Source organism: Variovorax ginsengisoli (genome assembly GCF_030486595.1).
Classification (GTDB): Bacteria; Pseudomonadota; Gammaproteobacteria; order Burkholderiales; family Burkholderiaceae_C; genus Variovorax; species Variovorax ginsengisoli_B.
Genome location: NZ_JAUJZH010000003.1, coordinates 231,736 through 254,067, shown reverse-complemented (window position 1 = coordinate 254,067; position 22,332 = coordinate 231,736). Strand labels below are relative to the sequence as shown.

Below are 22,332 nucleotides of genomic sequence, written 5' to 3'. Positions count from 1 at the left end.
TTACACAAAGGAGCTTGGTATGCAGATTTTCGATTACGACAACATCCTCTTGCTGCCCCGCAAATGCGTGGTGGAAAGCCGCTCGGAATGCGACGCCAGCGTCATGCTGGGCGGGCGCAGCTTCCGCATCCCGACGGTGCCGGCCAACATGAAGACGGTGGTCGACGAGACCATCTGCACCTGGCTGGCCAAGAACGGCTATTTCTATGTGATGCACCGCTTCGACCTGGACAACCTCCAGTTCGTCAAGGACATGCACGCCCAGGGCGTGTTCGCCTCGATCTCGCTGGGCGTCAAGAAGCCCGACTACGACACGGTCGACCAGATGGTCGCCGCCGGCCTGACGCCCGAATACATCACGATCGACATCGCGCACGGCCATGCCGACAGCGTGAAGAACATGATCGGCTACCTCAAGAAGAAGCTGCCCAAGAGCTTCGTGATCGCCGGCAACGTCGGCACGCCCGAGGCCGTGATCGACCTCGAGAACTGGGGCGCCGACGCCACCAAGGTCGGCATCGGCCCGGGCAAGGTCTGCATCACCAAGCTCAAGACCGGCTTCGGCACCGGCGGCTGGCAGCTGTCGGCGCTCAAGTGGTGCGCCCGCGTGGCGACCAAGCCGATCATTGCCGACGGCGGCATCCGCGACCATGGCGACATCGCCAAGAGCATCCGCTTCGGCGCGTCGATGGTGATGATCGGTTCGCTGTTCGCGGGCCATGAAGAGTCGCCCGGCAAGACGGTCGAGGTCGACGGCGCCCTCTTCAAGGAGTACTACGGCTCGGCCAGCGACTTCAACAAGGGCGAATACAAGCACGTCGAGGGCAAGCGCATCCTGGAGCCGATCAAGGGCAAGCTGGCCGACACGCTGGTCGAGATGGAGCAGGACATCCAGAGCTCGATCAGCTATGCCGGCGGGCGCAAGCTGATGGACATCCGCAGGGTCAACTACGTCACGCTGGGCGGCGACAACGCCGGCGAACACCTGCTCATGTAGGCCGGCCGGGCTCAAGCCTCCAGCAGCTGCGCCGCCAGCTGGTGCAGCCGATGCGCCGGCTCGGCCAGCGCATCCAGGACGCTGAAATGGTTGCGCCCCGGCATCAGTTCGCACACCGGCACGGTCCGCGGACCCCAGGCGTCGCGGATCAGCGCGTTCTGGCGCTGGAATTCCTCGCTCTCGTCGCCGCCGGCGACCGCCCAGAGCCGGCCCCGCGCCGGCGCCGGCCACAGCGCCGGGCTCAGGCGCCGCGCCTGCGCGTCGTCCAGCCCCAGTGTGTCGGCGATGAACGGCGCATGCTGGAGCGGCCGCAGGTCGTGTATGCCCGAGATCGACAGCGCGTTGCGCACCAGTTGCGGCGGCAGATCGGGCGCGACCGCCTGCCAGTCGCACCCCAGCAGCATCGCCGCCAGGTGCCCGCCGGCGGAGTGGCCCGAGACCGTGATGCGTGACGGATCGCCGCAGTGCGCGGCGACGTGGCGCCAGGTCCAGGCGAGCGCCTGCACCATCTGCAACGCGATGTCGTCGATGCCGACCGGCTGGCCGGGCGTGCCCGGACACAGCGCGTAGTTGGGCACCACGACGCAGACACCGCGGTCGTTGAAAGGGCGCGCAATGAATGAATGCTCGCTCTTGTCGAGCGCGCGCCAATAGCCGCCGTGAATGAACACCAGCACCGGCGCATCAGGCACCGGCGCCGGAAAGACGTCGAGCGTCTCGCCCACGCCGTCGCCGTAGCGCAAGTCGACATGGCAAGGCTGGGCGGCGCGAGTGGCGGCTGATTCCGCCGCCCAGCGCTCGAAGTACGCCGGATGGTCGGGCACCAGGGCGCGGTTGTTGTACATGCGGTCCAGCCAGGCGGGATCGTACGAAGCCATCGGTTCTGCTCCAGGGTGTGCGAGGCGCGCATCTTGGCACGGCCGCCACGCCGTCGTGCAAACCGGGGCCGGTTCTGGTTAGAATTCTGTCTGCGTTGGGGGGGTAGCTCAGCTGGGAGAGCGCCGCGTTCGCAATGCGGAGGTCGTGAGTTCGATCCTCATCCTCTCCACCAACACTTCTTTTCGGCCTGGCACCCGCCCTCAAGGCACCAACGGCGGCCGTTCCCCCAGCCGCACCGCCGGCTGCGGCGCATCCTGGTTCGCCAGATCCACCCACCCTCCGCCCAGCGCCTTGTAGAGCGAAGCCGCCCTCAGCAGCACGTCCCCCTGCGCCTGCGCCAGCTGCACCTGGGCGTTGAACAGGCTGCGCTCGGCGTCGATCACCTCGAGGTAGCTGGTGTAGCCGCCTTCGAAGCGCTTGCTCGCGAGGCGCGCGTAGTTGATCAGCGCCGAGACCTGGATCTGCTGCGCGGCCAGGGATTCGCGCGAGTTGCCGATGCCGGCGAGCGCGTCCGCGGTCTCGCCGAAGGCCGCCTGCACGGTCTTGCGGTACTGGGCCAGCGCCGCGCGCTGCCCGGCCTCGGCGCTCTCCACCTGGCCGGCGATGGCGCCGGCGGTGAAGATCGGCAGGCTGACGTCGGCCCCATAGCTCCAGATGCGCGCCGAGCCGCCCCACAGGTCGGACAGCGAGCGGCTCGCCTGCCCGAAGGCGCCGGTCAGGGAAATGGTCGGGAAGTACGCCGCCTTGGCGGCGCCGATGCGCGCATTCGCGGCGACCAGCGTCTGCTCGGCCTGAAGGATGTCAGGACGCCGGTCGAGCAGCTCGGACGGCAGCCCTCCGGGCACGGCGGGCGCCGCCAGCGCATCGATGCTGCGCCCGCGGGCGATCGGCCCCGGGTCGCGCCCGATCAGCACCGAGAGCGCGTTTTCCTGCTCGGTGATGGCCTGCAGCAGCACCGGCACGGCGCGCAGGGCGGTGGCGTATTCGGAGCGGGCCTGGCTCACCTCGACCGCCGACACCACGCCGCCCTTGAAGCGGCGCTCGAACAGCTTGAGCGAATCGGTGCGCAGCTTCAAGGTGCTGCGCGCGACCTCGAGCTCGCGGTCCTGCTCGCGCAGGCGCACGTAGCCGGTGGTGACCGCCGCCACCACCGACAGCACGGTGCCGCGCCGGGAGGCCTCGCTCGCCTTCAGGTCGGCGGTCGCCGCCTCGGTCAGCCGCCGTATGCGCCCGAACAGGTCGACCTCCCAGCTCGCGAGCAGCGTGACCTGGGCCGCGTTGTAAGGGTTGATCGACGGCGCCGGGCTGATCGTCTGCTCGCTGGCCCGGGTCCGGCTGCCGGCCGCGTCGGCACCGACCTGCGGGAACAACGGGCTGCGCGTGGTGCCGAGCACGCCGTAGAACTGCTCGACCCGCGCCGCCGCCACCACCAGGTCCTGGTTGTTGCGCAGGCCTTCGACGATCAGCGCGTCGAGCGTGGGGTCGCCGAACTGGCGCCACCAAGCCGAATCGGCCAGCGCGAGCTCGGCCGCGGTCGGCGGGCTTGCGCCGCGGAATTCGGCTGGGATGTCCAGCGCCGGGCGCCGGTAGTCCGGGCCCAGCATGCAGCCGGCCAGCAGCGCCGCCAGCCCGAGAGCGGCGCCGGCGCGGCCGAGGAGGAGCCTGTCAGTGCGGGGCATCGGTGGCTCCCCCCGCTTCGGGCAGCGCGGGCCCGGCGGGATCGGCGGACGGCTTCCTGGCCGCCGCGCGATCGCCGAGCGTCTCGAAGCCCCAGAAGAACATCGGGATGAAGAAGATGGCGATGAGGGTCGCGCCGAGCATCCCGCCGATCACGCCGGTCCCCAGCGACTGCCGGCTGGCGGCCGAGGCGCCGCTGGCGATGGCCAGCGGAATGCAGCCGAGGATGAAGGCCAGCGAGGTCATGATGATCGGCCGCAGCCGCAGCTTGGCGGCGCCGACCGCGGCGTCGTACGCCGACAGGCCCTCCTTGTGGCGCAGCTCGACCGCGAACTCGAAGATCAGGATCGCGTTCTTGGCCGCCAGCGCGATCAGCACCGTGAGCCCGATCTGGAAATAGACGTCGTTCTGGATGCCGCGCATCCAGATCGCGGCGATGGCGCCGAACAACGCGAAGGGCACCGCCAGCAGCACGCCGAGCGGCAGCGTCCACTTCTCGTACTGCGCGGCCAGGATCAGGAACACCATCACGACTGCGAAGGCGAACACCATGCCGGCGGTGGACCCGGCCTTGCGCTCCTCGTAGGACTGCCCGGACCAGGCGAAGGAGAAGCCCTGCGGCAGCACCTCCCTGGCGAGCGCCTCCATGGCGTCCAGCGCCTGGCCCGAGCTGTAGCCCTCGGCGGCGTCGCCGGTGATCTTGGCGGCGGTGAAGTTGTTGAAGCGCGTGACGATGTCGGCGCCAGTCACGTATCGGGTGGTGGCCACGGCCTTCAGCGGCACCATCTTGCCGTCGTGGTTGCGCACGAACATGTTCTGCAGGTCGTCCGGCTTGATGCGGTAGTCGGGCTCGGCCTGCAGGATGACCTGGAACAGCCGGCTGTTCTTCGGAAACTGGCTCACGTAGAGCGAGCCGAACAGCGTCTGCAGCGTGGAATAGACCTCGTCCACCGACACCCCCAGGCTCTCGGTCTTGTCGCGGTCGACGTCGACCAGCAGCTGCCGCGAGCGGGTGTTGATGGTCGAGTTGACGCCGCGCAGCTCGGGCCGCTGGCGCGCCCTGGCGATGATCTCCCGCGTCACCTCCTCGACCCGCTGCAGGCTGGCGTCGCCTTCGCTCTGGACCCAGAACTCGAAGCCGCCGGTGGTGCCCAGCCCCGGGATCGACGGCGGATTGACCGGCACCATCACGCCTTCCTTGAAGGTCGAGAATTCGGCCGTGGCGTCGCGGATCAGCGCGTCGGCGCGGTCGCCAGGCGCCTGCCGCTCGGCGAAGCCCTTGAGCGACACGAAGAGCACGCCCGCGTTGGACTTGAGTTGCGAGTCGATCAGGCTGAAGCCGGGCACCGACGCCACCGACTTCACCGCCGGCTGCTTGCTGAACCACTGCTGGGCACGGTCGGTGGCCGCCTCGGTGCGGTCGAGCTGGCGGCGTCGGGCATGATTGCCGCGGTGAAGATGTAGCCCTGGTCCTCGACCGGCAGGAAGGTCGACGGCACGCGCTTGAAGAGCCCGAGCATGATGGCGACCATGCCGGCGATCAGCAGCAGCGAGAAGCCCACGCGCCGGATCGCCAATCGGGTGGTCGAGGTGTAGCCCTCGGTAAGGCGCTCGAAGCGCCGGTTGAACCAGCCGAAGAAGCCCTTCTTCTCGTGCTCGCCCGGCTTCGGCGGCTTCAGCAGGATGGCCGCCAGCGCCGGCGAGAGCGTCAGCGCCACCAGGCCCGAGAACACCACCGACACCGCGATCGTGATCGCGAACTGCTTGTAGAGCTGGCCCGTGATGCCCGACAGGAAGGCCACCGGGATGAACACCGCGCACAGCACCAGCACGATGGCCACCACCGGGCCGCTGACCTCGTCCATCGCCTTCTTCGCGGCCTCCTTGGGGCCGAGGCCGAACTCGGCCATGTTGCGCTCGACGTTCTCGACCACCACGATGGCGTCGTCGACCACGATGCCGATCGCCAGCACCATGCCGAACAGGGTGAGCATGTTGATCGAGAAGCCCATCGCGGTCATGCCGATGAAGGCCCCGAGGATCGACACGGGCACCGCCAGGATCGGCACCAGCGTCGCGCGGAAGCTCTGCAGGAACAGGAAGACGACCAGCACGACCAGCACCACCGCCTCGACGAAGGTGTGGACCACTTCGCTGATCGACTCGCGCACGAAGTCGGTGGTGTCGAGCGCGATGTCGTAGTCCAGGCCTTCGGGGAAGGTCGGCCTCATCTCGCCGAGCAGCTTCTTCACGTCGGTCGCGACCTGCAGCGCGTTGGCACCCGGCTGCTGGTAGATCGCGATCAGGGTGGCGGTATTGCCGTTGTACTTGGAGCGGATCGAATAGTCCTTGGCGCCCAGCTCGGCGCGGCCGATGTCCTTGACCCGGACGATGGCGCCGGTGCCCTGCTGGGCACGCAGGATGATGTTGTCGAACTGCGAGGGCTCGGTCATGCGGCCCGAGGTCGTGACCGGAATGGTCTGCTGCACCGGCGTCGCGGTCGGCGAGGCGCCGAGCCGGCCGGCGGCGTACTGCTGGTTCTGCGCCGCCACCGCCCGCTGCACGTCGGAGGCCGTCAGGCCCAGGCCCGCCATGCGGTCGGGCTTGAGCCACAGCCGCATCGCATAGTCGGGCGAGCCGAAGATCGAGCTCTGGTTGGCCCCCGGCACCCGCTTGATCGCGTCCAGCACGTTGATGTTGGCGTAGTTCGCGATGTAGGTCGGATCGAGGCTGTTGTCGGGCGAATAGATCGCCACGATCATCATGAAGGCCTGCGACTTCTTGGCCACCGAGACGCCCTGGCTGCTGACCGCCGAAGGCAGCGTGGGCAGCGCCAGGTTGACCCGGTTCTGGACATCGACCTGGGCCAGCGACGGGTCGGTGCCGATTTCGAAATAGATCGACAAGGTCATGTTGCCGGTCGAGCTCGAGGTCGAGTTCATGTACATCATGCGGTCGGCGCCGTTGACCTGCTGCTCGATCGGCGCCGCCACGTTCTGCGAAACCACCTCCGAGCTGGCGCCCGGGTAGGTGGCGCTGACCGAGATCTGCGGCGGCGTGATGTCGGGGAACTGCGCGATCGGCAGGTTCAGCATCGCCACCGCGCCGGCCAGCACGATGATGATCGAGATGACCGACGCGAAGATCGGGCGGTCGATGAAGAAGTGCGCGAACTTCATCGTGCCTCCGCCAGCACGACGTCGACCCGGCGTGCCAGCGCAGGCGAATCGGCACCCACCAGGTTCGGGGGTTCGTGCAGCACGATGCGACCCGGCGCCACGCCGGCGGCGACCAGTGCGTCGCGCACGGCCTGCGCCCGGTCCCGGGCCAGCGTCTTGTTGGCGGCCGCGTCGCCGCTGGCATCGACATAGCCCTGCACTTCGGCGCGCATCGCGGGGCGGGACTTCAGCGTCGCGGCCACGCCCAGCAGCCGCGCGCGGCCGGTGGCGTCGAGCACGGCGCGGCCGCGCTCGAAATAGACGGCATCCTTGTCGGCGGCGGCGGGCGGCATGGCCGGCGCGGACACTGCGCCCATGGCGGGCAGTCCGGCCGACACCGAAGGCAGCGCCGCCGACGCGGCCAGCGTCGATTTCTCCACGGGCAGTGGTTCCGCCGGCACCTCCTTGGCGCTCACCGCCATCCCGGGCGCCAGCCGCATGAAGCCGTCGACCACCACGCGCTCGCCATTCTTGAGCCCGCCGGTCACGAGCCATTGGTCGCCGAGCCAGTCACCGGCCTCGACCGGCCGCTGGATCACCTTGCCCTCGCCGTCGACGGTCCAGACGAACTGGCCGCGCGGGCCCTGCTGCACCGCGCGCTGCGGCACCACGATCGAATTCGGCCGCGTGAAGCCGGACACCTTGACGCGGACGAATTGGCCGGGGCGCAGCTGGCCCCTGGGATTGGGCAGCTCGGCGCGCAACAGGAAGGTGCCGGTCTCCTGGCTGAAGGCCGCGTCGGCGAAGGTGACGCGGCCCCGGGCCGGGAAGGTCGATCCGTCGGCCAACAGCAGCTCGACGCCATAGTCGTCGTTCGGCGCCTTCACGAGCTGGCCCTTGGCGATCTCTTCCTGGACGCGCAGCGACTCGTTCTCCGACAGGCTGAAGTTGACCCGCATCGGATCGAGCTTCGCGACGTAGGTGAGCAGGCTGTTGGCGGCGCTGACATAGGCGCCGTCCTGGACCTTGGCGAAGGACGAGATGCCGGCCACCGGCGAGGTGATGGTCACGTAGCCCAGGTTCAGCTGGGCGTCGGTGACCTTGGCCGCCGCGGCTTCGACTGCCGCCGCGGCGGCCTGCTCCTGGCCGGTGGCTTCGTCGAGGTCCTTGACGGCCAGCGCATCGTCGGCCACCAGCGGCTTCACGCGGGCGAGGTTGGCGCGTGCCGTGCTCAAGCGCGCCTGCTGCTGCGCCAGCTCGGCTCGGGCGGCCTTCAGGCTGGCCTCGAAAGGCTTGGCGTCCATCAGGAACATGACCTCACCGGCCTTGACGTAGGCGCCTTCGGTATAGACCCGCCGCTCGAGGAAGCCGTTGACGCGGGCCCGGATCTCGACCTGTTGCGAGCTTTCGGTCTGTCCCACGAACTCGTAGACCACCGGCACGGTCTGGGTCTTGACGACATGCACCGAGACCTCGGCGGGCGGCGGCTTCGGCTTGTCGGCCTCCTTGCCGGAACAGGCGGCCAGCAGGGCCGCGGCCAGCAGCACGGCGGGCCCGACCATGGACCCAGTCATCGTTCGGCGCATCGGGAGCCCCTCAGGACCCGAAGGGACCGATGTCGAACACCATGCTCGAGATGGCGAGGAAGCCGAGCAGCAACAGCAGCAGCGCCACCGCCAGCGTCAGCGACGGCGGGAACTGGCTCTCGGCATGGATCAGCCCCTGGCTCTTCAGCATCTTGCGTTCGGCGCGCAGCCCGGCCATGAAGGTGCAGTGGTAGACGATGCCGGAGACCAGCATCGCGATCCCGATCAGGACCAGCGCCTCGCCGAAGCGGCGCGCCGCCATGCTGCTCTTGACCACCTGCATGTCGTGCAGCTTCTGGAACACCTGGAAGATCGTGAAGCCGAAGCCGATCAGCGACAACGATGTCCGGATCACCGACATCAGGGTCCGCTCCGCGCTCATGCGCGTGCGCTGGAACGACATCCCGGTCCGGCGCGAGGACAGCTCGACCGAGACCCGATCGAAGTCCGCCCCCGGGTCGACCCATGCCTTGTCATCTGCCATGCGAGCACCTCCTTGGCTACTTGTCCGACGCGAACACCTTGTTCCAGTCGCGCTTCATGTCGACCACGGTCCAGCCCCGCGTGCCGGCCTCGTCCAGCGCCTTGTCGAGCCTGCCGACGCTGGACGTCCGGTCGTAGGCGTACTCGCGCTCGGCGTCGGTGTGATGCACCAGGCCCATGAAGCGAGGCCCGGCGCCGGCCGCGGTCCATTCGAGCATCTGCTGGTCACCGTCGGAATTGCCGAAGGCGAAGATCGGGCGCCGGCCGATGAAGCGCTGGATGCCGACCGGCTTGCCCGCATGGTCGTCGACCAGGTCGATCTTCGCAAGCTTGAGCAGCACCGGCTTGCCGTCGGCGCCGGTCTTGAAGGCCAGCTGTCCGGTCGAGCCGACCACCTGCTCGGGCGGAATGCCGTAGACCTTCTCGGCGAAGACGCGCATGAACTCGACGCCGCCGCCCGAGACGATGAAAGTCTTGAAGCCGTTCTCGCGCAGGTAGGCGAGCAGCTCCAGCATCGGCTGGTAGACCAGCGCCTCGTAGGGCTGCTTGAAGCGCGGATGGCGGGCCTTCGCGAGCCAGTCGGCCACCTCACGCGAGAACTCCTCGGTCGTCATCCCCGCATGGGTGGCGGCGAGCACCTGCATCAGGCCCTTCTCGCCCGAGGCCGCGAAGGCCTTCATGTCGCCCCTGAGGATCGCGTCGAAAGGCGGCGTGGTCTTCCATTCGGGATGCTTCGGCGCCAGCGCCTTGACCCGGTCGAGCGCGAAGGCGAACTGCACGTAGATCGGCTGCTCCAGCCACAGCGTGCCGTCGTTGTCGAAGACCGCGATGCGCTCGCCCGGCGGCACGAAGCCGGCCGAGCCCGGGGTCGTGACATCGGCCACGAAACGCAGGATCGCCTGCTTGGCGGCACCGTCGTTCCAGGAAGGCAGACCCTGCGCCTGCGCCAGAGTGGCCGCGGCCATCAGCCAGGCCAGCAGCAGGAGGCGGCGCGCCGCGCGCGTGACCGAAGTTCTGGACTTCATCATCATGGATTCCTTCATGCGCAGCGGACCACGGCCGGCGGCGTCCAGCGGCCGTCGAGCACCGCGGACTCCGGCCAGTAGGCGCGGATCGAAAGCGAGAACTCGCCCGCGTTGCCAGCCGGTGCCGGCAGCCAGTTGCTCTCGTGCTCGGCACCGGGCGACTGCGGCTGGACGTGGATGGTCAGCGAGCCGTCGGCGGCGAACCGCATCCTGCTCTTGCTGCCCACCGCATAGCGTCCCAGCGCGTTGACCTCGAAAAGATGGCGGCCGTTGTAGAGGCTCATCGACCAGAAACCCTTCACCGGCGGCACGGCCCCCTGGGCGAAGGTCACCGTGTAGCGTCCGCTGCCGCACAGGCGTGCACCGTCGCGGTCGAAGTCCTGGTGGAAGCACTGCGCCTCGTTGGGCTTGTTGACGAAGATGTTCGATTTCGCGACCGCGGTGCGGGTGAAGTAGTCGGTGCCGAAGCAGGCGCCGTTGGCGATCGTCGACCAGTGGTGCGGCAGCCGACGGCCATGGCTGCGGAACTCGAACAGGGGCTCGACCAGCTCGCGGTCGGCCGCCGCCACCGCCTGCTCGAAGACCTGCCTGAGGCGGGCGTCCCTGGCGGCGGCGGCCACCACCGCCAGCACCTGGTCATAGCGCGCCGACTCGCCCGGCAGCGGCCTGGCATCGGCCAGCGCGGCGGGCAGGTCGGCCAGGAACGTCTCGGGCGCCACCCAGCGGGTTTCCGCGTCCCCGCCGCCGGCCGCGGCAGGCACCACCGGCACCTGGCGCCAGTCGGTCGTCTTCATGCGGCCATCGAACTGCGCCACCGGGTACAGGCCGAGCTGGCTGATCAGCCGCTGCACCGTCTTCAGGTCCGGGACGCTGTCGTCGCGGAACACGCGCGGAATCACGACCCCGGTACGGGTCTGCGAGACGAACACCCGGCGGATGCCCGGCGGCACCGTGCCGACCCAGTTCGGTCCCACCAGCAGATAGAAGCCGGGCGGCGAGCCGTACATTCGGCCCAGTTCGGCAATGCTGTCGGTGCGCGAATCCAGCACCTGGACGACCCAGAAGCGATCGCCGAAGTCGGGCACCTGCAGCACCACCGGCGACTGATCCAGGGCGACGATGCCGCTGCCGCACACCAGGTCATGGTTCGGGCAGGCCACCGCCCGCCCGGCGGGATCGACGTAGTCGCTCAGCATCGTGAGGCTGTTGGCCGGTCCGGCCGGCAGCACCCCGCCCAGCAGCATCGGATGCGGCAAGCGGCCGAGGGCGATGCGCCGGTTGTATACGTTGACGATCGGCCAGGCCCAGAAGTAGGCGTCGCGCGCCACCAGGCGCACGTAGTCGTCGCTGAGCCGGGCGTCGGGATCGGGTCCCGGGACGGCCGGCGCCAGGGCCAGCGCCTGCAGCGGGAAGCACTCGGGGCGGGCTCGCGGCAGGCCCGGGCCGGCCCTGCGGGCGGTCCACCCACGCGGGCGGGCCGGGCGGCTCATGACGCTGTTCCCGAACCGGCGGCCGCCGGCTCAGGTGGCGCCGCCCGCGGAGGCTTCGGCCATCTTCGACAGCGCGTCGTCGATGGTGAAGGTATTGGGCTTCTGGACCGGCGGGAAGTCCTTGAAGGTGGCGGCGAACTGGTCGGCGATCGCGTAGGCGCCATACAGGATGTAGGCGTGATACAGGAACCACTCGTAATAGCTGTTCGACGTCGTGTCCGCCCGCTCGAAGGGATCGGTTCGCAGGTTGAATATCTTCGGCAGGCGCAGCCGGACGAAGGGCTCGGCCCACACCGCCATGGTGCCGGGCAGCCGCTGCTCCATGAAGACCACCTTCCAGTTGTCGTAGCGCAGGCCGAGGATGTCGCCGTCGTCGCTGATGTAGACGAAGAGCTTGCGCGGGCTCTCCTTCTCCTTGCCCGTGATGTGGCCGAGCAGGCTGAAGCCGTCGATGTGGTTCTTGTACGTTCGGCCGATCGCCTGCACCCCCTTCTTGCACTTCTCGACGATGTCGGGCTCGCCCGCCATCTCGAGGAAGGTCGGCAGCCAGTCGTGGTGCTGGACGATGCCGTTGGAGACGCTGCCGGCGGGCACATGGCCGGGCCAGCGCACCACCATCGGAATGCGGAAGGCGCCTTCCCAGTTGGTGTTCTTCTCGCTGCGGAAAGGCGTCATCGCGCCGTCCGGCCAGCTGTTCATGTGCGGGCCGTTGTCGGTCGAATACATGACGAAGGTGTCTTCGGCGATGCCGAGCTCGTCGAGGTAGTCCAGCAGCTGGCCGACGTTCTTGTCGTGGTCGATCATCGTGTCGTGGTAGGGCGACTGCCAGCGCCCGGCCTGCCCCAGGCTCTCGGGCTTGGTGTGCGTGAACATGTGCATGTGCGTGAAGTTGAGCCAGACGAAGAAGGGCTTGCCCGCCTCGTGCTGCTTGCCGATGAATCCCTTCGCCGCCTCGGCGAATTCGTCATCGCAGGTCTCCATGCGCTTCTTGGTCAGCGGGCCGGTGTCTTCGATCTTCTGCTTGCCGACGCGGCCCCAGCGCGGCTCCTCGGTCGCGTCGTCCTTGTCGGTGGCATAGGAGTGGATCACGCCGCGCGGGCCGTTCTTCTTCCTGAAATTGGGGAAGTCCTTCTCTGGGTAGTAGTCGTACATCTCCGGCTCTTCCTCGGCGTTCAGGTGGTAGAGGTTGCCGAAGAATTCGTCGAAGCCGTGGTTGGTCGGCAGCATCTCGTTGCGGTCGCCCAGGTGGTTCTTGCCGAACTGGCCGGTGGCATAGCCCCGGGTCTTGAGCAGCGCCGCGATGGTGACGATCTTGTCGCTCATGCCGATCGGCGCGGCCGGGATGCCAACCTTCGAGAGCCCGGTGCGGTAGACGCTCTGGCCGGTGATGAAGGACGAGCGGCCGGCGGTGCAGGACTGCTCGCCGTAGGAGTCGGTGAACTTCATCCCTTCCCTGGCGATGCGGTCGATGTTGGGCGTCTGGTAGCCCATCAGGCCGTGCGTGTAGCAGCTGAGGTTGGCGATGCCGATGTCGTCGCCCCAGATCACGAGGATATTGGGCGGCTTCGCTCCGGACGGGCTGGCGGCGGGTTTCTTCGATGCCATGTCGACTCCTGGTTGTGAGGGGTGCGCTGGCGCGTGCGGGCAACCCGCCGCGCCGCAGCGTGCCCACAGCATGCGCAAGCCGGGCACAAAACGCACTTGTCCCAAGGTGAAGCGGCGATTGCCCCTTGGTGCAACCCGACCGGGCGCGCCCTGGCGCCAGGCCGCTCAGGCGTCCAGCGCCAGGTGCTGGCCGTGCAGCGCCGCGGCGGCCGGCGAGGCCAGGAAGGCCACGGTCTGCGCCGCCACCGCGGTCGACACCCACTGGCCCGGGTCGGCGTTGGGCATCGCCTGCCGGTTGGCAGGCGTGTCGAGCACGCTGGGCGCGATGCTGTTGACGCCGATGCCGTGCGGCGCGAGTTCCGCCGCGGCGGCCTCGACCAGGCGCTGCAGCGCGCTCTTGGAGGCGATGTAGGCGGCCATGGCGGCGGCGCCGCGGGCGGCGGTCTTGGCGCTCACGGCAATCACCCGGCCGGCCCTGCGCTCGATCATCGCGGGCACCAGCGCCTGTGTCACCGCCACGAAAGACCAGGCGTTGAGGTTCATCATGCGGTCCCAGGCCGCGCGACCGAGCGCATGCACCGGCTCGCCCATCTCGAAGCCGCCGGCGATGTGGACCAGGGCGTCGACCTGCCCGCCGAAGGCGGCCAGGATGCGCTGCCCTGCCCCGGCCATGGCCTCGGTCGAAGTCACGTCGGCTTCGAGCAGCAGGTGCTGCGAGTTGTCCAGCCCCGGAAAGGTGCTGGCCAGGTGCTCCAGCCGATGGTCGACCAGGGCCACGCGCGCGCCCTGCCCGAGAAACTGCTGCACCACCGCGCGCCCCAGCGCGCCGGCGGCGCCCGTGACCACCACATGTCGGGGAAAGCTGGAATCGGTCATCGCAACACTCCTGTTCGGGGAGCGCATCGTAACGCGGGCGTTACCGCGGCGGCAGCCGGGCTGGCATCATCGGCGCTTCGTTTGCCAAGGAGAAATTCATGAAGGAAGTGGTTGTCGTCAGCGGCGTTCGCACCGCCATCGGGACCTTCGGCGGAAGCCTCAAGGACGTCCCGCCTACCAAGCTCGCCGCCCTGGTCACCAAGGAGGCGCTGGCCCGCGCCAAGGTCGACGGCAAGGACGTCGAGAACGTGGTCTTCGGCCACGTCATCAACACCGAGCCGCGCGACATGTACATGGCCCGGGTTGCCGCGATCGAAGGCGGCTGCGCCCAGGAAACCCCCGCGCTGACAGTCAACCGGCTGTGCGGCTCGGGCCTGCAGGCGATCGTCAGCGCGGCGCAGAGCATCCAGCTCGGCGATGCCAAGGTGGCGGTCGGCGGCGGCGCCGAGAGCATGAGCCGGGCGCCCTTCGCGTCCCTCACGGCGCGCTGGGGTGCCCGCATGGGCGACAGCAAGATGGTCGACATGATGCTCGGCGCGCTGCACGACCCGTTCCAGACCATCCACATGGGCATCACGGCCGAGAACATCGCCAAGAAGTGGGACATCAGCCGCGAGACCCAGGACCAGACCGCGCTCGCCAGCCACCAACGCGCGCAGAAGGCGATCGAAGCCGGCTACTTCAAGTCGCAGATCGTCCCGGTGGCGCTGGAGAGCCGCAAGGGCACCACCCTCTTCGACACCGACGAGCACGTGCGCAACGACGCCAGGATCGAAGACATGGCCAAGCTCAAGCCGGCCTTCCTGAAGGAAAACGGCACGGTGACCGCGGGCAACGCCTCGGGTGTCAACGACGCCGCGGCGGCGGTGGTGCTGATGGAAAAGGAAGAGGCCGCGCGGCGCGGCCTGAAGCCGATGGCGCGCATCGTCGCCTACGCCTTCGCCGGCGTCGACCCGGCCTACATGGGCATCGGTCCGGTGCCGGCCTCGCGCAAGGCGCTCGAAAAAGCCGGCCTCAAGGCCTCGGACATGGACGTGGTCGAGGCCAACGAGGCCTTCGCGGCGCAGGCCTGCGCCGTGACCCAGGACCTGGGCCTGGACCCGGCAAAGGTGAACCCGAACGGCTCGGGCATCTCGCTCGGCCATCCGGTCGGCGCCACGGGCGCGCTGATCACGGTGAAGGCGCTGTACGAGCTCGAGCGCATCCAGGGCCGGTACGCGCTGGTGACGATGTGCATCGGCGGCGGCCAGGGGATTGCCTGCATTTTTGAGCGGACCTGAAGAAGCGGCAAAAGTTATGGCTATAATCGTGGGATTGCCTGAGTAGCAGTAATGCTTTTCAGGGGCTCTTAGCTCAGTTGGTAGAGCAGCGGACTCTTAATCCGTAGGTCGAGTGTTCGAGTCACTCAGGGCCCACCAGCAAACCCATCGCTGGTAAAAGAACGGCGCTATCGAAAAGATAGCGCCGTTTTCTTTTTGCGCGCCATGTTTCGAGCGGCAAGCAAGCTTCGTGAACAAAATCACGCAATGGAGTCCTGTCTGTGAGACGCCCCCTCGATGTCAGTGTCAGTTCAGCCGAAACACGGCAGAGTGTTTCGATGCTGTCCACGTCCAGGAACCACCAACCACCAGAACGCATCAACGGCGCGATGGTTCTGCCTCGCCGCTGCGTTCTGCTGGTTGTGCCGGCCTGCCCGGTGAAACTGTCTTGAACGAGCACGGCGCCGCAACCCTGCACACTCAGTTGGCGCTCCATGCGCTCGTGCAGCCTTTGGCCACGGCCCTGCTGTCCCCCGGACAGCCGGCCATCGCCTATGCCGAACTGTTCGCGATCGTCCGGGGCCTGCGGCCCTGGCTGGCCGCTCGCGCGCTCTCCCCTGCCTCGCGCATCGCCGTGGTCCTGCCGAGCGGCATCGAGTCGGCCGTAGCCACCCTGGCGATCGGCGCGCAAGCCACCTGCATCCCGCTCCCTCCGGGACTGCCCGAGCCCGAATTGCTGGCCCTGCTCGCCGATGCGCGCGCCGACGCCATCGTCGGGTTGCCCGGCGATGCCGTGCCGGCTCGACTCGCACGGACCCTGAACCTGGTCCCCCTGGAGTTCGACCTTCCGCACTGGCTCGCGCGCCCGTCCGAAGGCGCGGCGGACGTCAACGCCCCCTGGCCCGAGCCGTCGCAGACCGCCTTCGTGCTGTTCACCTCGGGCACCACCGGCAAGGCCAAGCGGGTGCCGCTCGGGCAGCGCCAGGTCGTGTGTTCGGCCCGCAGCATCGCGCGGCATCTCGCCCTCGCGCCGGCGGATCGCGCACTGTGCGTGATGCCGATCCATCACAGCCATGGCCTGGTCGGCGGCCTGCTCGCGCCGCTGGCGGCCGGATCGTCCGTGGTCTGCGCGCCGGCCTTCGACGCCACGGCCTTCATGGGCTGGATGGCCGAGTTCGAGCCCACCTGGTACACCGCCGCGCCGACCGTCCACCATGCCATCGCGGACCAGGCCTCCCGCGAAGGCATCGCCGTGCCCGCACATGCCCTGCGCCTGATTCGCTCGGCCTCGTCGCCCATGCCGGCGGCGTTGCTGCGGCGTGTCGAGGACCTCTGGGGAGTGCCGGTCATCGAGTCCTATGGGATGACCGAATCGGCCACCCAGCTGGCGAGCAATCCCTTGCCGCCCGCGCCGCGCAAGCCGGGCTCCGTGGGGCGCCCGGTCGGCGCCGAGCTGCGCGTGGTCGACGGACACGGCCACAGCCTGCCCGTCGGGCAGGTCGGCGCCGTGGTGGCGCGCGGTCCGGCCCTTTTCGAGGGCTACGAGGACAACCCCGAGGCGAATGCGGAAGCCTTTCGCGACGGCTGGTTCCTCACCGGCGACCTGGGCCGCTTCGACGCCAACGGGGACCTGTTCCTCACCGGACGCAGCAAGGAGATGATCAATCGCGGCGGCGAGAAGATCTCGCCCTTCGACGTCGAGCAGGCCCTGCTGCGTTTGCCCGGTGTCGCCCAGGCGGCGGCCTACCCCGCGCCGCACCCGACACTCGGCGAGGACGTGCACGCCATCGTGATCCCCGCGGCCGGCCACGCCATCGAGGAACAGGCGCTGCGCGCCACGCTGTTCGGGCAACTGGCCGACTTCAAGATCCCGGCGCGAATCCGCGTGCTCGAGACGATTCCGGTCGGCCCGGGCGGCAAGGTCAGGCGCCGCGACCTGCACGACCAGGCCGTCCGGGTCGACGCCGAACAGTTCGACCGGCTGCCCCCCCGATCAACCTCCGAATCCATCCTGATGGACATCTGGCAGGCGGTGCTCGGACGATCCGGATTCGGCATTCGCAGCAACTTCTTCGAGCTCGGCGGCCACTCGCTGTCGGCGACGCAGATCGCTTCGCGCATCGGCGCGACCCTGAAGGTCGAACTGCCGGTGCGCAGCGTGCTGGAACATCCGACCATCGAGACCCTGGCCCGGGCGATCGATGCACATCGGCCGGCGCTGTCCGGTGGCGCCGCCGCGGGGCCTGCCCCGATCGTGCCGGTCTCGCGCGACCGGCCGCTGCCGGTGTCGTTCTCGCAGCGCAGCATGTGGATGTTCCACGACATGGACCCGCACGGTGCCGCGTACCACGTCCGCAAGGCGCTTCGCCTGCGCGGGCCCCTCCAGGCGGCGCCGCTGCGCCAGGCACTCGACGGGCTCGTCGCCCGCCACGAGGCGTTTCGCACCACCTTCGCGATGGGGGACGCCGAACCGATGGCCACCGTCGGACCGGTGCAACCGGCGAACCTGGTCGGGCTGGACCTGCGTGCCACCCCCGGCCCCGAACGGGACACCGAACTCGAACGGCAGGCCGCGCGCTTGGCCGCCGAGCCCTTCGACCTGGCGCACGGACCGCTGCACCGCTTCATCCTGGTCGAACTCGGCGCCCGGGACCATGCGCTGGTCCTGGTGATGCACCACCTGATCGGAGACGACTGGTCGTGGGGCGTGCTGTTGCAGGACCTCGAGGCGATGTACAACGCCGCCTGCGCCGGAGCGCCCGCTCCCGCACAGCGCCAATCGATCGACTTCGTCGACTACGCCAGCTGGGAACGCGGCCATGCCGACGCCGAGACGCTGGCCGGCGACACCCGCTACTGGCTGCAGCAACTCGCCGGCATGAGCCCCTTGAACCTGGTGGCCGATTCCGCCGTGACCCGCCGGCGCACGAGCCGCGGAGAGAACGTTCGACGGCTGATCCCCGACGACTGGATGCAGGAAGTAGCCCGCTTCAGCGGGCGCCTGGGCCTCACGCCTTTCATGACCTTGCTGGCGGCGTTCCAGGTGCTGCTCGCGCGCCAGTGCGGCCAGCAGGACATCGTGGTGGGAACGCCGATTGCGGGTCGCACGCGGGTCGAGGCCGAGACCCTGGTGGGCTCGCTGGTCAACACCCTGATGGTGCGCAGCGATGTGCAGCCCGCCATGAACTTCCGCGAGCTGGCGTGCCAGGTGCGCGAGACCTGCCTGTCGGCCTTCAGTCATCAGCATGCGCCCTTCGACCATGTGGTCGACAGTCTGCGGCGGAACAACAGCGGCAGCAGGGTTCCCGAGGTCCGCGCGATGTTCAACATGCAGAACACACCCCGCCAGAATCCCCGGTTCGAAGGGCTGGAGACGAGCTTCATTCCCCTGAGCCTGGGAGCGACCCAGTTCGATCTGGCGCTCACCATCGAGACCGAGGACGAGCGTTCGCTGGCCTTGACCTACGCCACCGAGCTCTTCGCGCCGGCGACGGCGCAGGCGCTGCTGGACAGCTACCTCCATCTGCTGGACCGGCTCATGCAGGATCCGGAACGGCCGCTGTACGATCTGGCGGCCGCCGACCCGCTGGAGCTGGCCAGGCTGGCGACGTGGAACCAGACCGAGAGCGCCTACCCCCGCGCGATGACGGTGCACGGCCTGCTCGCGGGGCAATGCGCCTCGGCCGGCACGGCGATCCTCCAAATTCCGGGCGAGGCGCTGGGCTACCCGGAACTGTGGTCGCGCGTGCACCGCCTGGCGCACGCGCTGCGCCACAGGGGCGTGCAGCGCGGCTGCCGCGTCGGCCTGTGCCTGGAGCGTGGCCCGTCCATGGTGGTTGCGCAACTCGCGATCCTGTCCGCGGGCGCCGCCTACGTGCCGCTGGACCCGGCCTATCCTCGCCTGCGCCTGCTCGACATGGCCCTGGACGCCGGCCTGAGCCTGCTCATGAGCCCGCAGGACATGATCGAATGGTGGCGCGAGCACGGGCTGCCGACTTTGGTGCCGGACAGCGAAGAGGCCGCGCTGACGGCGCAGCCCGACACGCCCCTGCCGCCCGACGCCGAGCGCGACGCGAGCGCCGGGGACGCGGCGTACGTGATCTACACCTCCGGCTCCACCGGCAAGCCCAAGGGGGTCGTGGTGCCGCATCGGACGGTGGTCAACTTCCTGCTGTCGATGCAGCGCGAACCCGGGCTCACGGCGCAGGACGCCGTGCTGGCCGTCACCACGCTGAGTTTCGACATCGCGGTGCTGGAACTGCTGCTGCCGCTTTCGATCGGCGCCACGGTCGTGCTGGCGACCCGCGAGCAGGCCACCGACGGGATCGCACTCGGACAGTTGATCGAGCGCTCACGGGCTTCCGTGATGCAGGCCACCCCGGCGAGCTGGCGCATGCTGATCGATGCCGGCTGGCGCGGCTCGCCGACCTTCAAGGCCCTGGTCGGCGGCGAGAGCCTGAACCCGAGCCTGGCCCGCGAACTCCTGCAGCGAAGCGGCGAGCTCTGGAACATGTACGGCCCCACCGAGACCACGGTGTGGTCCACCTGCTGGAAGGTGCAGCCGGACGCGCAGGCCATCTCGATCGGCCGGCCGATCGCCAACACCCGCATCCACGTGCTCGATGCGCAGCACAGGCCATGTCCGCCCGGCGTTTCCGGCGAGATCTTCATCGGCGGCGACGGCGTCACACTGGGCTATTGGAACCGGCCCGAACTCAGCGCCGAGCGCTTCATCGCCGATCCCTTCGATCCGGACCCGCAAGCCCGCCTGTACCGCACCGGCGACCGCGGGCGATGGCGGCACGACGGGCTGATCGAGCACCAGGGCCGGCTCGACTTCCAGGTCAAGGTGCGCGGCCATCGCATCGAGCCGGGCGAGATCGAGGCCCGCCTGCTGGTCCATCCTTCGGTGGCCCAGTGCCTCGTGACGGCGCGCGAAGACCGGCCGGGCGACATCCGCCTGGTGGCCTACGTGGTACCGCGCGAAGGGGCGCTCGACGCGCTCGCGCTCAAGGAGCACCTGAGGCCCTGGCTGCCCGGCTACATGCTGCCGCAGCACTACGTGGCGCTGCCGACGCTCCCCTTGCTGCCCAATGGCAAGATCGACCGGCACGCGCTCCCGGCGCCGAAGGCGGAGGATCGTTCGGCCGCCCGGCGCGGCGACGAGCCCGCCACCGCCGCCGAAATCGCCCTTGCGGGCGTGTGGGGCGGCGTGCTGGGCCTGGCGCCTTTCGAGATATCACGTTCCGACAACTTCTTCGATCTCGGCGGCGACTCCCTCCAGGCCGGCCGCGTCGCCATCGACTTCCTGCGCCTCGGCGGCATCCGCCTGGAGCCTAGAAGGCTGCTCTTCGAATCGCTGGCGCAACTCGCGGCCAGCGCCGCGATTCCCGCACCGGCCCCGGCGCCGGCCGGCCATGCGCAATCCCGGCCGTACCGGGCACGGCGGCGGTTGTTCAAGCGCCTGTTCAGGGGCTGGCTGCCGTGACCGGGTCCGCGTACCAGCGGTCCTTCGCGAGCATCACCCGATGGTGCCCGCAACCGGACGGCATCATCGGAAAGCAGTTTTCCTCGGCCGCCACCTGAACGTCGAGAAAGAACGGACCCGCGCTCGCGAGGCATTCCGCCAGCGCGGCCTCCAGCTCGGCGGGCGCCGTGACGCGCCGCGCGCCCCAGCCGAAGGCCTTCGCCAGCGCCACGAAGTCGGGCAGCGCCTCGTTCCAGCTGTGGCTCAGCCGGTTGCCGTGGTTGAGCTCCTGCCACTGCCGCACCATGCCCATGTAGCCATTGTTCGACAGCACCAGCTTGACCGGCGTGCGATGCTGCACAGCGGTCGACAGTTCCTGGATGTTCATGAGCACCGAGGCATCGCCGCTCACGCACACCACCAGCGCCTCGGGATGCGCGATCTGCGCCCCGATGGCCGCCGGCAGGCCGTAGCCCATGGTGCCGGCGCCGCCCGAGGTGAGCCAGCGGCCGGGCCGTTCGAAGCGCAGGTACTGCGCGGCCCACATCTGGTGCTGGCCGACATCGGTCGAGACGATCGCGTCGCGGTTGGCCAGTTGGGCCTGCAGCGACGCCATCAGCTGCTGCGGCAGGATCGCGCCGGCGCGCGGCGCGAAGTCGAAGCAGCGCTCGGCCCGCCAGCGCGCGATGCGCTGCCACCAGGGCGCGAGCCGCCCGGGTGCCGGGCCGTCGAGTGCCGGCTGGGCCAGCAAGGCATCGAGCACCGCGCCGCAATCGCCCGGCAGGGGCACGTCGACCTTGACCACCTTGTCGATGCTGCCCGGATCGATGTCGATGTGGATCTTCCGCGCCAGGGGACAGAACTCGTCGAGCTTGCCGGTGACGCGGTCGTCGAAGCGCGCGCCCACGCAGACCACGAGGTCGGCCTCGTGCATCGCGAGGTTGGCCTCCAGCGCGCCATGCATGCCCAGCATGCCGAGGAAGCGCGGATCGGAACCCGGGAAGGCGCCCAGGCCCATCAGCGTCAACGTGCAGGGCGCGTCGAGGCGGCGCACCAGGCGCGTGAAGGCGGCGCAGGCCAGCGGGCCCGAGTTCACGAGCCCGCCGCCGCCGTACAGCACGGGCCGGCGCGCGGTGGAGATCAGGTCGGCCGCGCGCTGCAAGGCATCGGGCGGCGGCAGGACCGCTGCGCGCGCCTTGCGCGCGGGCGCGGCCGGCTGCGTTGGCGCGGGCCGCTGCAGCAAGGCCAGCTGCACGTCCTTCGGCACATCGACCAGCACCGGCCCCGGCCGGCCCGAGGCCGCGATCTCCAGTGCCCGGCGGATCACCGACGGAACGTCGTCCGCGCAGCGCGGCTGGTGGTTCCACTTGGTGACCGGCCGCGACATGCCGAGCGCATCGCTCTCCTGGAAGGCCTGGGTGCCGATCACCGAACTGGCGACCTGGCCGCTGATGCACAACACCGGCACCGAATCGCTCATGGCATCGAGCAGGCCGGTGATGGTGTTGCCGACGCCGGGCCCCGAAGTGACCAGCACCACGCCGACGCGGCCGGTGCTGCGGGCATAGCCCTCGGCGGCATGGACCGCCGCCTGTTCGTGCCGCACCAGCACGTGGCGCAGGCGCGGCTCGCCGTGCAGGGCGTCGTACAGCGGCAGCGCGGCGCCGCCCGGGTAGCCGAAGAGGGTGTCGACGCCGCAGTCGATCAGCGTGTCGAGCAGCGCGACGGCGCCATTGCGCAGGCGCGCTGCCTCGAAGGGCGCCGGCGCGGCGGGCGAAGGGGAAAGGGCCAGGGAGGATTGCATGCCATGATTCTTCCGGCTCTGGCGCA

13 protein-coding genes, 2 tRNA genes and 1 pseudogene are annotated in these 22,332 nt (G+C 69.3%); 5 read left to right on the top strand and 11 right to left on the bottom strand.

Annotated features, from left to right (window positions below):
* Positions 1-19 precede the first annotated feature (19 nt).
* A complete protein-coding gene (locus QZH52_RS05845; protein WP_301805334.1) occupies positions 20-997 on the top strand; it encodes a GMP reductase in 978 nt (325 codons plus the stop codon).
* A gap of 11 nt (positions 998-1,008) precedes the next feature.
* On the opposite strand, the gene QZH52_RS05840 is transcribed toward QZH52_RS05845, so the two are convergent.
* Positions 1,009-1,875, bottom strand: coding sequence for an alpha/beta hydrolase (locus QZH52_RS05840; RefSeq protein WP_301805332.1), 867 nt, complete (start codon positions 1,873-1,875; stop codon positions 1,009-1,011).
* A 97-nt stretch (positions 1,876-1,972) separates the two neighbouring features.
* Here QZH52_RS05840 and QZH52_RS05835 point away from each other — a divergent pair.
* A tRNA-Ala gene (locus tag QZH52_RS05835) sits at positions 1,973-2,048 on the top strand.
* 28 nt (positions 2,049-2,076) lie between these two features.
* Here the strand turns inward: QZH52_RS05835 and QZH52_RS05830 are convergent.
* From QZH52_RS05830 to QZH52_RS05790, 8 genes and pseudogenes are all read right to left on the bottom strand, one after another.
* Positions 2,077-3,555, bottom strand: a complete 1,479-nt coding sequence (locus QZH52_RS05830) for an efflux transporter outer membrane subunit (protein WP_301805329.1) — start codon at positions 3,553-3,555, stop codon at positions 2,077-2,079.
* Positions 3,542-6,732: pseudogene (locus QZH52_RS05825) on the bottom strand (efflux RND transporter permease subunit). The gene QZH52_RS05830 and the pseudogene QZH52_RS05825 overlap by 14 nt, the downstream one beginning before the upstream one ends.
* Positions 6,729-8,273 (bottom strand): efflux RND transporter periplasmic adaptor subunit, encoded by a 1,545-nt coding sequence (locus tag QZH52_RS05815; protein WP_366919270.1) that lies wholly within the window; start codon positions 8,271-8,273, stop codon positions 6,729-6,731. Before QZH52_RS05815 ends, QZH52_RS05825 begins: the two are co-directional and overlap by 4 nt.
* A gap of 34 nt (positions 8,274-8,307) precedes the next feature.
* Positions 8,308-8,781, bottom strand: coding sequence for a YidH family protein (locus QZH52_RS05810; RefSeq protein WP_286535468.1), 474 nt, complete (start codon positions 8,779-8,781; stop codon positions 8,308-8,310).
* 16 nt (positions 8,782-8,797) lie between these two features.
* Positions 8,798-9,805, bottom strand: coding sequence for an HAD family hydrolase (locus QZH52_RS05805; protein ID WP_436411545.1), 1,008 nt, complete (start codon positions 9,803-9,805; stop codon positions 8,798-8,800).
* A 14-nt stretch (positions 9,806-9,819) separates the two neighbouring features.
* The gene (locus tag QZH52_RS05800; protein ID WP_301805324.1) at positions 9,820-11,295 is read right to left on the bottom strand and encodes a DUF1254 domain-containing protein; all 1,476 of its coding nucleotides are present in this window, start codon (positions 11,293-11,295) and stop codon (positions 9,820-9,822) included.
* Between the two features lie 30 nt (positions 11,296-11,325).
* Positions 11,326-12,900 carry an arylsulfatase gene (locus QZH52_RS05795; RefSeq protein ID WP_301805320.1) on the bottom strand — a complete coding sequence of 525 codons (1,575 nt, stop codon included), beginning with the start codon at positions 12,898-12,900 and terminating at the stop codon, positions 11,326-11,328.
* Between the two features lie 165 nt (positions 12,901-13,065).
* Positions 13,066-13,776 carry an SDR family NAD(P)-dependent oxidoreductase gene (locus QZH52_RS05790; protein ID WP_301805318.1) on the bottom strand — a complete coding sequence of 237 codons (711 nt, stop codon included), beginning with the start codon at positions 13,774-13,776 and terminating at the stop codon, positions 13,066-13,068.
* A 98-nt stretch (positions 13,777-13,874) separates the two neighbouring features.
* Here QZH52_RS05790 and bktB point away from each other — a divergent pair, with 98 nt between their 5' ends.
* Positions 13,875-15,056 (top strand): beta-ketothiolase BktB, encoded by a 1,182-nt coding sequence (gene bktB, locus QZH52_RS05785; protein ID WP_301805316.1) that lies wholly within the window; start codon positions 13,875-13,877, stop codon positions 15,054-15,056.
* A gap of 62 nt (positions 15,057-15,118) precedes the next feature.
* Positions 15,119-15,194 (top strand) — tRNA-Lys (locus QZH52_RS05780).
* Here the strand turns inward: QZH52_RS05780 and QZH52_RS05775 are convergent.
* Positions 15,178-15,531, bottom strand: coding sequence for a hypothetical protein (locus tag QZH52_RS05775; RefSeq protein WP_301805313.1), 354 nt, complete (start codon positions 15,529-15,531; stop codon positions 15,178-15,180). The genes QZH52_RS05780 and QZH52_RS05775 overlap by 17 nt on opposite strands.
* Positions 15,532-15,537: 6 nt before the next feature.
* Between QZH52_RS05775 and QZH52_RS05770 the strand changes: the two genes are divergently transcribed.
* Positions 15,538-20,523: a non-ribosomal peptide synthetase gene (locus QZH52_RS05770; RefSeq protein WP_301805309.1), complete on the top strand. Its 4,986-nt coding sequence runs from the start codon at positions 15,538-15,540 to the stop codon at positions 20,521-20,523.
* Here the strand turns inward: QZH52_RS05770 and ilvB are convergent.
* Positions 20,504-22,306, bottom strand: coding sequence for a biosynthetic-type acetolactate synthase large subunit (gene ilvB, locus QZH52_RS05765; protein WP_301805305.1), 1,803 nt, complete (start codon positions 22,304-22,306; stop codon positions 20,504-20,506). The two genes, QZH52_RS05770 and ilvB, sit on opposite strands and share 20 nt — an antisense overlap.
* Positions 22,307-22,332 lie beyond the last annotated feature (26 nt).

Excerpts from the sequence above, each read along its gene's own strand:
- QZH52_RS05845 (WP_301805334.1), top strand. The coding sequence starts at position 20 with ATGCAGATTTTCGATTACGACAACATCCTCTTGCTGCCCCGCAAATGC.
- QZH52_RS05840 (WP_301805332.1), bottom strand. The coding sequence starts at position 1,875 with ATGGCTTCGTACGATCCCGCCTGGCTGGACCGCATGTACAACAACCGC.
- QZH52_RS05830 (WP_301805329.1), bottom strand. The coding sequence starts at position 3,555 with ATGCCCCGCACTGACAGGCTCCTCCTCGGCCGCGCCGGCGCCGCTCTC.
- QZH52_RS05815 (WP_366919270.1), bottom strand. The coding sequence starts at position 8,273 with ATGGTCGGGCCCGCCGTGCTGCTGGCCGCGGCCCTGCTGGCCGCCTGT.
- QZH52_RS05810 (WP_286535468.1), bottom strand. The coding sequence starts at position 8,781 with ATGGCAGATGACAAGGCATGGGTCGACCCGGGGGCGGACTTCGATCGG.
- QZH52_RS05805 (WP_436411545.1), bottom strand. The coding sequence starts at position 9,805 with ATGAAGTCCAGAACTTCGGTCACGCGCGCGGCGCGCCGCCTCCTGCTG.
- QZH52_RS05800 (WP_301805324.1), bottom strand. The coding sequence starts at position 11,295 with ATGAGCCGCCCGGCCCGCCCGCGTGGGTGGACCGCCCGCAGGGCCGGC.
- QZH52_RS05795 (WP_301805320.1), bottom strand. The coding sequence starts at position 12,900 with ATGGCATCGAAGAAACCCGCCGCCAGCCCGTCCGGAGCGAAGCCGCCC.
- QZH52_RS05790 (WP_301805318.1), bottom strand. The coding sequence starts at position 13,776 with ATGACCGATTCCAGCTTTCCCCGACATGTGGTGGTCACGGGCGCCGCC.
- bktB (WP_301805316.1), top strand. The coding sequence starts at position 13,875 with ATGAAGGAAGTGGTTGTCGTCAGCGGCGTTCGCACCGCCATCGGGACC.
- QZH52_RS05775 (WP_301805313.1), bottom strand. The coding sequence starts at position 15,531 with ATGGAGCGCCAACTGAGTGTGCAGGGTTGCGGCGCCGTGCTCGTTCAA.
- ilvB (WP_301805305.1), bottom strand. The coding sequence starts at position 22,306 with ATGCAATCCTCCCTGGCCCTTTCCCCTTCGCCCGCCGCGCCGGCGCCC.